8 protein-coding genes and 1 tRNA gene are annotated in these 9,941 nt (G+C 70.2%); 4 read left to right on the top strand and 5 right to left on the bottom strand.

Annotation, left to right across the window (positions count from 1 at the left end; genetic code table 11):
• Positions 1-144: 144 nt before the first annotated feature.
• The 3 genes from ACZ4WS_RS46780 to ACZ4WS_RS46770 form a co-directional block, all read right to left on the bottom strand.
• Positions 145-876 (bottom strand): nucleotidyltransferase family protein, encoded by a 732-nt coding sequence (locus ACZ4WS_RS46780; protein WP_467990173.1) that lies wholly within the window; start codon positions 874-876, stop codon positions 145-147.
• Positions 877-980: 104 nt separating this feature from the next.
• Positions 981-1,439: a hypothetical protein gene (locus tag ACZ4WS_RS46775; RefSeq protein WP_467990171.1), complete on the bottom strand. Its 459-nt coding sequence runs from the start codon at positions 1,437-1,439 to the stop codon at positions 981-983.
• A gap of 281 nt (positions 1,440-1,720) precedes the next feature.
• Positions 1,721-2,857, bottom strand: coding sequence for an ABC transporter ATP-binding protein (locus ACZ4WS_RS46770; protein WP_467990169.1), 1,137 nt, complete (start codon positions 2,855-2,857; stop codon positions 1,721-1,723).
• A gap of 240 nt (positions 2,858-3,097) precedes the next feature.
• On the opposite strand from ACZ4WS_RS46770, the gene ACZ4WS_RS46765 reads away from it, so the two are divergent.
• A tRNA-Thr gene (locus ACZ4WS_RS46765) sits at positions 3,098-3,171 on the top strand.
• Between the two features lie 65 nt (positions 3,172-3,236).
• Here ACZ4WS_RS46765 and ACZ4WS_RS46760 read toward each other — a convergent pair.
• Together ACZ4WS_RS46760 and ACZ4WS_RS46755 are read right to left on the bottom strand one after the other, a co-directional pair.
• Positions 3,237-4,742: a polysaccharide pyruvyl transferase family protein gene (locus ACZ4WS_RS46760; protein ID WP_467990167.1), complete on the bottom strand. Its 1,506-nt coding sequence runs from the start codon at positions 4,740-4,742 to the stop codon at positions 3,237-3,239.
• A 159-nt stretch (positions 4,743-4,901) separates the two neighbouring features.
• Complete coding sequence (locus ACZ4WS_RS46755) at positions 4,902-5,720, bottom strand: aminoglycoside phosphotransferase family protein (protein ID WP_467990166.1); 819 nt, start codon at positions 5,718-5,720, stop codon at positions 4,902-4,904.
• A 12-nt stretch (positions 5,721-5,732) separates the two neighbouring features.
• Here ACZ4WS_RS46755 and ACZ4WS_RS46750 point away from each other — a divergent pair, with 12 nt between their 5' ends.
• From ACZ4WS_RS46750 to ACZ4WS_RS46740, 3 genes are all read left to right on the top strand, one after another.
• On the top strand, positions 5,733-6,380 hold the full coding sequence (locus tag ACZ4WS_RS46750; protein WP_467990164.1) for a rhomboid-like protein: 648 nt from the start codon (positions 5,733-5,735) through the stop codon (positions 6,378-6,380).
• 28 nt (positions 6,381-6,408) lie between these two features.
• Entirely contained in the window at positions 6,409-7,842 is a 1,434-nt protein-coding gene (locus ACZ4WS_RS46745; protein ID WP_467990216.1) for an NAD(P)/FAD-dependent oxidoreductase, read from the top strand.
• Between the two features lie 118 nt (positions 7,843-7,960).
• A complete protein-coding gene (locus ACZ4WS_RS46740; protein WP_467990162.1) occupies positions 7,961-9,802 on the top strand; it encodes a glycine-rich domain-containing protein in 1,842 nt (613 codons plus the stop codon).
• Positions 9,803-9,941: the final 139 nt, after the last annotated feature.

The raw sequence follows: 9,941 nt of genomic DNA, 5'->3' as shown, positions 1-9,941 counted from the left end.
GGGGGAGGGGGTCGGCAAGGAAGGCAAAGAGGAGGGGGGGCACGGGGGAAGACACACCCCCACCCCCCCCCCCCCCCCCGGCCTCCCCCCCCCCCCCCCCCCCCCCCCCCCCCCCCCCCCCTCCGGCGTTGACGTCGCCGAACTTCAACGGCCCAGCGCCGCAAGCTCCTTCGCCGCCTCCGTCAGATCCTTCGCGGTGTCGATGGCGCGCCAGTAGGCGCCCTGGGGGAGCGAGAAGCCGGCCAGGCGGCGTTCGCGGGCCAGGTGCGGGAACGTGGTGCGCTCGTGGTCGCCGCGCTCGGGGAGCAGGTCGGCGAACTCGGCGGAGAAGACGTAGACGCCCGCGTTGATCTCGTACTGGGTCGGCGGGGACTCGATGAAGTCCGTGATGCGTCCGAAGCCGTCCGTCTTGACGGCGCCCCACGGGATGCGCGGGCGGGCCAGCGCGAGGGTCGCGACGGCGTCGCGCTCGGTGTGGAAGTCCGCCATGTCGCGCAGCGAGAAACGGGTCCAGATGTCGCCGTTCGTCGCGAACCAGGGCTTTTCCGGGTGGGGGAGGTGCGCGGCGGCGTACTTGAGACCGCCGCCGCGGCCGAGGGGCTCCGTCTCGACGACCGTCGTGACGTTGACCGGGAGGTCGGCCGTCTGCAGCCACTTCTGGAGGACCTCGGCGAGGTGGCCGCAACTGACGACCACGTCGGTCACGCCCTCTTCGGCGAGCCAGGTCAGCTGGTGGCCGATGATCGGGGTCCCGGTGCCGGGGATCTCGACCATCGGCTTGGGCCGGTCGTCGGTGTAAGGACGCAGCCGGGAACCCTGGCCGCCGGCCAGGACAACGGCTTGAACGGGGCGCGACGCGGCGTTCGGATCGGTCATGACCGAACTGTACGTCGCGCCCCGCTCGCGGCTTCTGGCGGCAACCGTTCCTTAATCAGCCGTTACCTGACGGCCCCGAGGTGAGGGTGCGGTAAGCGAACGGCTCAGAAGTGTGTGGCCGCGACCCCCGAGGCGTAGGACGTGTCGCAGACGGGCCGGGCGAACGACTGGGCGCGCTTCGGACCGTACGCGTGGACCGCGGCGCGGCCGAGTGCGCGGGCGATGGAGACGCAGTGCTTGGCGAGCGACGGGCGGCCGTTCACCGCCTCCTGGAGGTGGGTGAGGGCGACGCCCGGGTTCTTCTCCTGGAGCTCCAGGAGGAGGCGGTCGCGCAGGATGTCCTGCGGGGCGCGGGTCGCCGCGCGCGTGGAGACGTCCGACGAGGAGGCTTCGGCGGCGGTGAGCACCGAGTTCGCGGGGTTCCCCGACCAGTTGACTCGGGTGACCGCGAGGGTCCCGGAGAGCACCAGGACGACAGGCAGAACGAGGGCGAGGGTGCGGCCGATCCGGCGGGCGGGGCCGTGGCCATGCCGGGTCCGTTGGTTAGTGGTGGAGTGCTTCACGCGAGTGAGGGTAGCGCGGGGTGATGATTTGGCGACATTTAGTCACCGATTCGGGGGACAAAGAAGGGCCCGTTTCTGGGTAGGGCGTTGACGCACACGTATCGAAATGACCGGTCTGCCGGGGTATTTGTCGACAACGAAGAGGGCCCCGCGGCAGGCAGCGGGGCCCTCTTCGTCAACATGGGTGAATTCGACCGCGTCGCGGTTTCCGTCCCCCCGACTTGCGTCGGCTCCCCAAGTGGGGGTCCCAGGTGGGGAGTCCCCGGTGGGGGGGGGCTGCCTCAGTCGGTGAGGCGCTCGCCCGTGGAGGTCGAGAACACGTGGGTCTCGCCCGGACGCGGCACGACGTGCAGCGTGGCGCCCTTCTCCGGGACCGAGCGGCCGCTGACGCGGACGACCAGGTCCGTGAGCTTGTCGTCGACCTTGGCGCTGCCGTAGACGTAGCCGTCGGCGCCGAGCTCCTCGACGACGTTCACCGACACGGCGAGACCGGCCGGGGCGTCCTCGGACTCCTTGGAGAGGCTCTTCGCGGCGTCGCCGTTCTGCTCGACGATGTCGAAGTGCTCGGGGCGGACGCCGACGGTGACCGTGCGGTCGCCCTTGTCGGCGGCGGCCTTGAGCGCCTCACGGTTGACCGGGACGACGCTGTTGCCGAACTTCACGCCGCCGTCGGTGATCGGGACCTCGACGAGGTTCATGGCCGGGGAGCCGATGAACCCGGCGACGAAGAGGTTCGCCGGACGGTCGTACATGTTGCGCGGCGAGTCGACCTGCTGGAGCAGACCGTCCTTGAGTACGGCCACGCGGTCGCCCATGGTCATGGCCTCGACCTGGTCGTGGGTGACGTACACGGTGGTGATGCCGAGACGGCGCTGCAGCGAGGCGATCTGCGTACGGGTCGAGACGCGGAGCTTGGCGTCGAGGTTCGACAGCGGCTCGTCCATGAGGAACACCTGGGGCTCACGCACGATGGCGCGGCCCATGGCGACACGCTGGCGCTGACCGCCGGAGAGGGCCTTCGGCTTGCGGCCGAGGTACTCGGTGAGGTCGAGGATCTTCGCCGCGTCCTCGACCTTCTGGCGGATCTCGGCCTTCGGGACACCGGCGATCTTGAGCGCGAAGCCCATGTTGTCGGCGACCGTCATGTGCGGGTAGAGCGCGTAGTTCTGGAACACCATGGCGATGTCCCGGTCCTTGGGCGGCAGGTGCGTGACGTCGCGGTCACCGATGTGGATCGAGCCGGCGTTGACGTCCTCGAGACCCGCGAGCATGCGCAGGGAGGTGGACTTTCCGCAGCCGGAGGGACCGACGAGGACGAGGAACTCGCCGTCCGCGACGTCGAGCTCGAGCTGGTCGACGGCGGGCTTGTCGCCACCCGGGTAGATGCGGGTCGCCTTGTTGAACGAGACAGTGGCCATGGTGATGGGCCCCCTTCACCGGCAGGAACGTGCCGGACGATCCGTTGTAAAGGTGGTGGTCCACTATGGAACGATCCATAGTGGTGTAGTCCACATGAGTGAACTGGGTCAGGACGCTACCTGCCGTTCACGTGTTCTGTCAGTACTCCGGGACCGATGAAGTTCGCGGAAATTTTCGACAGGAGCCCGCTGTGACGTGGGTAGACTGCACGGGCACGTACGCGGCACGCGCGCGTGCAGGCCTCCTTAGCTCAGCTGGTCAGAGCGCCGCTCTTGTAAAGCGAAGGTCGTCGGTTCGAATCCGACAGGGGGCTCCGCTCCTGTTCAACGAAGAAAGCCCAGGTCACCGTTTGTGACCTGGGCTTTTCTGTGTCTGTCGTCAGCCGTTGTCGTGCTTGGGCGAGAGCTGGCGGGCCCGGCGGCGGATGGCCGGGCCGATACGGACCAGCACCCGCTTCTCCACGCCGCCGACCCGCTTGTCCGTGCTCGCGAGCTGCTTGCGGACGGCTGCGAGGTCCTTGCGCAGCGCGTCCAGCTCCTTGCTGGTGTCGGCCGCGTGCTTCTCGGCGGCGGCGAGGCGCCCGCGCAGTTCCTTGTTCTTCTCCTCGACCTTCTTGGCGAGGCTGCTCGCCCTGCCCTCGCTCACGGTGATCCGCTCGCGCAGCCGGCTCACGCGGTAACGCATGTGGCCGTCGTCCGAGCCGTCCCAGACCGGGATCGACTCGGGCAGGTCCAGCGCGGCGACCCGGGCGTCGAACGCGGCGCCGCCGTCACCGTGCCGGTAGGTGTTCTCCAGGCCGTTGCGGTCGAGGAACGCGGTGATCCGGTCGAAGCGTTCGCCGTGCCCCTTGATCATCGCGGAGAAGTCGGCGGCCTCGTACAGGTCGCGGGGGTCGGTGTCGGCGGACAGCTCGCCGAGCGGGCGGTGCGGGATGTCGAAGTACCGGCACAGCTCCAGCGTCCGCGAGTCGTGTGTGAGGACGACGCTCGGCGTGCCGGCCAGCAGGGCGGCGACGTTGCCGTGGATGCGGGTGCCGTAGGCGAAGTCGTACGTGCTCAGTTCCCGGATCCAGGTCGCCGGGTCCAGCGGCATGCGGACCTTGTTCTCCTGCAGCAGCGCGTGCGAGAGCTGGAGCGGGAAGGGCTGCTGGATGCCGGCCTGGGGGGTGGTGTCGCCCCACAGCAGCACTTCGGCGTCAGCCGTGTTCTGGGCGTAGTAGGTGAGGTGCGGGTAGTGCTCGTGCGCGTGGCGGGCGATGCCCGAGATGTCGCCGACCGGGATCGCGTCCGGGGAGAGGTTGAGGGCGATACGGGAGTCCGCGGTGAGGGAGTCCGGCGTACGGATGGCGGGGAACGTGTCGCCGTACAGGAACATCGAGGGGCAGCCGATGATGTCGACGTCGCTGAAGCCGAGGTTGTTCAGATAGCGGGCGGTGAGCTCCCCCCGGACGCCGATGGAGGACGACCGGTCCAGGACCAGCGAGGCGAAGCGCTTCACCGAGGCTTCCATCGGCTTCAGTTCGGCGGTCTCGTAGTCGTCGCCCGCCTGGGCGCCGACGCCGAAGACCACCACCGGGATGGTGAGCTGCTCGATGAGCGTGGAGAGCCGGTCGAGCGACTTGTGGAAGCCGGGGCGGAAGGCGTTGGCGAGCGGGACGACGAAGACGTCGTACTCCTCGTTGATCTGCGCGGCCCGTTCCGGCGACGGATCGGTGCTGATGCCGTTCGAGGTGACCTCGGTGTTCGGCGTCGTCAGCATCTTGTGCGCGGAGTCGCTGAAGAGCAGGTTGCCCGTGTTCGTGCCCATCAGGTCCTGATGGATGAACTCCGTCTGGGTGGCGACGCGGAAGGGACTCTTACCGGATCGGATGAGTATGCGCTTCACGGACTTCCTTGGATATATCCGGACGAAAGCCGCCGACGACGGGCGTGGGAGTGCCGTTCGAACTGCCTCGCGACGAAAGGGTGTACGCACCCTACATTGAGGTAAGGATTGGGTGAGAGGAGTGTCAAAATGTGACGTGTGGTGGAACCGTTTTCGCGATTAAGCCATCAGCTCCCTCGCGATCGCCGTCTGCTCCGCGTTCAGGCCGTGCCCCTCCTCCACCCGCCACAGCGAGTTCTGCAGCACGCGCCCCAGCGTCCAGGCCCTCGCCCGGTCCCGGTCCGCGCCCAGCGCCTCCGTCATCAGGTCGAAGCGCCGCAGCAGTTGCCCCTCCTCGAAACGGTTCCAGAGCGCGGGCAGCAGTTCGAAGCACGGATCCCCGGCGAGCGGTTTCGGGTCAATGACCAGCCAGGGCTCACGGCCGGCCGCCAGGACGTTCTCGAAGTGCAGATCCCAGTGCAGCAGCCGGTCTCCCGGCTCGTCCGCGACCTCGCGCAGCGCCGCCGCGCAGTCCCGCAGCAGCCGCCGGTCGGCCTCGTCGTCCAGCGCCTTCAGCACCGCAGGCAGCCGGTCGAACATGCCCGCCGTCAGATCACCGAGGTGCCGCAGCCCCGCCGGCGCGGGCACCGACGTCAGGCGCGCGAGGAGGTCCGCGAGGATCCCGGTCGCCTCCAGCACATCCGGTACGGCGGCCAGCGGCCGGTTCTCGTCGAGCCGTTCCAGGAGCAGCGTGCCGGTCTCCGGGTCGTCGTCCAGCAGCCGTACGGTTCCGTCGCCGCCCCAGGTCCGCAGGGCGAGCCCCTCGCCGGCCGTCTCGTCGTCGACCTCCTGGAGCTTGAGCGCCGCCCGCGTCCCGTCGCCGCGCACCACCGGCAGCACGACCGAGGCCCTGCCGCTCATCGGCTCCCCCTCCTGACGCAGCCCCCACCGCTTGAGAAACTCCGCTCCCCGCTCCAGCAGCCCGGCGTCCCAAACCATCACAATCTCCCCATGAGTCGAGCTTCGCGCGCCGCACGGTCGTACATCGCCCGTGCTCCAGGAACGTACGTCTGGCTGGCGATCCTCTTCATCACGACCGTGGCCATGCACCACATGTCCCCGGACTTCGAGGAGGACTTCCTGCGGCAGCGGTCCACCAACATCCAGGAGTTGTCGAACAACCCGGTCCGGGTGCTCATCTCCAGCGCGATGTGGATCGACGGCGGGCACTGGCTGCCGTACGCGGTGCTCTACACCGTCTTCCACGCGCAGGCGGAGCACTGGCTGGGCACCGGGCGCTGGCTGGCCGTCTGTGTGGCCGCGCATGTGCTGGCGACGCTGATCAGCGAGGGCGCGCTGCTGTGGGCGGTCAAGAACGGGGTGGCGCCGTACTCGACGGTCAACACCCTGGACATCGGGGTGAGTTACGCGCTGGCGGGGGTGATCGGCGTCCTGACGTACCGGATCGCGGTGCCCTGGCGGTATCTCTATCTGGCGGTGGTCCTCGTCGTGTACGGGCTGCCGCTGCTCACCGGGCGGACCTTCACCGATCTCGGGCATTTCACCTCGATCCTGATCGGTCTGGGCTGTCGTCCGCTGGTGCGGGGGTGCGGAAAAGCATGGAATCCGAAGGAGACACTCGCGGCCCTGAGGGGTTAACGTCCGGGCCATGAGCAGCAGCATGCCCATGAGCAGCGCGGACAGCACCGGCGCCGGCGCGGGAAGCACCGGCCGCACCGTCAACGGCGGCGTCTCCTTCTGGTACGCGGACGACGGCATCCCCGTCCCGCGCGAGCCCCTGCCCGGTGACGCGTCCGCCGATGTCGTCATCGTCGGCGGCGGCTACACGGGTCTGTGGACCGCGTACTACCTGAAGAAGGCGGCGCCCTTCCTCCGGATCACCGTCCTGGAGCAGAAGTTCTGCGGCTACGGAGCCTCGGGGCGCAACGGCGGCTGGCTCTACAACGGCATCGCGGGCCGCGACCGGTACGCGAAGCTGCACGGCCACGAGGCGGCCGTGCGCCTCCAGCAGGCCATGAACGAGACGGTCGACGAGGTCGTCCGGGTCGCGGCGGAGGAGGGCATCGAGGCGGACATCCACCAGGGCGGTGTCCTCGAAGTCGCGTACACGCCCGCCCAGTTGGCCCGTCTGAAGGACTTCCACGAGCACGAGCTGTCGTACGGAGAGAAGGACCGCGAGCTGTACGGTGCCCGTGAGACCGCCGAGCGCATCCGGGTCGCGGACGCGGTGGGCTCGATGTGGACCCCGCACGGGGCGCGCCTGCACCCGGTGAAGCTGGTCAAGGGCCTCGCGGCCACCGTCGAGGCGCTCGGCGTCACGATCCACGAGCAGACGCCGGTCACGGAGATCCGCCCGAAGCACGCGGTCACGCCGTACGGCACCGTCCGCGCCCCCTACATCCTGCGCTGCACGGAGGGCTTCACTGCCTCCCTGAAGGGCCAGAAGCGCACCTGGCTCCCCATGAACTCGTCGATGATCGCCACGGAGCCCCTGTCGGCGGAGCAGTGGGAGACCATCGGCTGGGAGGGCCGCGAGGCGCTCGGCGACATGGCGCACGCGTACATGTACGCGCAGCGCACCGCCGACGGCCGCATCGCGCTCGGCGGCCGCGGCGTCCCGTACCGCTTCGGCTCGCGCACCGACAACGACGGCCGCACCCAGCAGGCGACCATCGAGGCCCTGTACGAGATCCTTGTCCGCTTCTTCCCGTCCCTGACGGGAGTGCAGGTGGCGCACGCCTGGTCCGGCGTCCTCGGTGTCCCCCGCGACTGGTGCGCCACGGTCACCCTGGACCGCTCGACGGGCCTCGGCTGGGCGGGCGGCTACGTCGGCTCCGGCGTCGCCACCACCAACCTCGCCGCCCGCACCCTGCGCGACCTCGTCCAGCAGGACTCCGGTCAGTCGGGCCCGACGGACCTGACCGGCCTGCCCTGGGTCAACCACCAGGTCCGCAAGTGGGAACCGGAGCCCTTCCGTTGGATCGGCGTGCACGGCATGTACGCCACCTACCGCACGGCCGACCGGCGCGAACTGACCACGCACAGCGCGGAGTCGTCGCGGCTGGCGCGGGTGGCGGACCGGGTGGCGGGGCGGCACTGACCCTTCACTCTCTTCACCTCTTCAACAATTGACTCACCTTTCATCACCCGTCCCGATACGCTCTCGCGGGTCTGTGGGCTCCCAGGGGGGGAGCTTCCTTCAGTTTGTGGAGTGGACGATGAGTGGGGATTCCGTTGTGCTGCGCCGTGTCCGGTGGCGGCGGGGAGCGGCTGCGCTGGCCTTTGCCACGCTGGGCGCCGGAGTGGGATGGGTGGGTGCTCCGGCCGCGGCGGCCGCTGACGCCGGTGAGATCTGCACGCCGACGGCGGGCTTCCAGAGCTGTCGGCTCTTCGATGCCACGGGCTCCGCGCAGGAGTTCCAGGTTCCGTCGGGTGTGACGGCGCTGGATGTGCGGGCCTGGGGGCAGGGTGGCGCCGGCGGCTCCATGGCGAACGGCGGCGCGGGGGCGTACGCCGCGGGAACGCTGCGGGTCACCTCCGGGGAGCGGCTGTCCGTGGCGGTCGCCGGAGCGGGATTCGGCGACGCTCTCGGTGGCGCAGGCGGTGGCGGATGGGCCTACGCCGGGGGCGGCAGCAGTGCCCTTCGCACCAGCGGTGGGGACGCGCTCGTCATTGCCGCGGGTGGTGGCGGTGCCGGGGACCGGATCGGCAGCAGTACGGGGTATGCCGGTGCGGGCGGTGCTGAGCTGGGCCAGGACGCGGCGGAGACGGACGCCGGCGGCAAGGGGGCGAACGGCGCCACCGGCGGTGCCGGTGGCGGCAATGGCTCGGCCGGTGCCGACCGGACCGCGGGAGGCCGCGGCGGCGACGGAGGGAAGAGCAGCCGTTACGGCGGTGGCGGCGGCGGTGGCGGCTACGCCGGCGGTGGCGGAGGCGCGAGTTCGGACGACGGCAAGACCACCGGCAGCGGCGGCGGCGGTACCAGCTATGCGGATCCGGACCGGGTGACCGATGCGCGGCTGGTGAGCGGTGACCGCTACAAGGTGCCCGCGAAGACCGACCCGTTCTGGGAGGCAGCCGGCGATCCGGTGACCTCCGGAGTGGGTGAGGGCGGTGTCAACGCCCCCGGGGGCGACGGGCGCGTCGTGATCCAGTGGACGGGCCGCACGGTCACGGAGCTGAGCCAGGTGTCCGGTGGCGACCAGACCGCGCAGCCCGGAAACCTCTTCGCCTCGATGGCCGTGGTGGCCCGGGACAAGGACGGCAACCCGGTCGAGGACCTCACGGTGAAGTTCACGATCGAGGACCCGAAGGGGCTGGGGGTGCACTTCGTCACGGATGAGGCCGATCACGAGGCCCTCGTGTCGACCGACGCCCAGGGCCGCGGTGAGGCACCGAAGATCGAGGCCACCACGCGCGAGGGCGAGTTCACCGTCCGTGCGACGGCCAAGGACGTGTCGACGGTCTTCACCGCCCGGGTGAAGACGCTGAAGCACGACGTGAGCGTCGTCAAGGGCGACGGGCAGAAGGCACAGCAGGGGGAGTCCTTCGCCGAGGCGCTTGAGGCCCTGGTGACCGAGTCGGGCACGCCGGCGGCGGACACGAAGGTGGAATTCCGGGTCGAGGACGACAGCGCGGACGGCCCCCGGTTCGAGGGCAAGGACCAGGCCGTGGTCGTCACGACCGATGCCTCGGGCAAGGCCGCGACGCCGGCTCTGGTCGCCGGTCAGGGGACGGGCACCTACACCGTCGCCGCATCGGCCGGGGATGCCACGGCCCGCTTCACGGTCGAGGTGCTGACTGCGTCCGCCTCGCCCGAGCCGACCGCCTCGGCCGGCAGCGGAACGGGCGGTAGCGGAACGGGCGGTAGCGCGGGCAACGACGGGACGGACAGCGGGGGCTCGACGGACTCCACGGACTCCGCGGGGGGCATTCTCGCCCAGACCGGACTGGGCGGGGTCGGCATGCTCCTGATCGTGGGCGGTGTCCTCGCGGCCCTGGGGATCGTGGCCGTCCGCTTCTCGCCCCGTCTCCGGGCGAAGTTCCAGACCCGCGGCTGACCAGGAGAGTTGTGGGGGGGGGGGGGGGGGGGGGGGGGGGGGGGGGGGGAGGGAGGGGGGGGGGGGGGGGGGGGAGGCGGGGGGGGGGGGGGGGAGGAATTAGTCTACACGGGGGGGGGAGGGGAGGGGGAGACCTCGT

It is taken from the genome of Streptomyces sp. NPDC029292 (assembly GCF_055569295.1).
The sequence above is the reverse complement of the archived record's forward strand: the minus strand, read 5'-3'. Positions and strand labels throughout refer to the sequence as shown.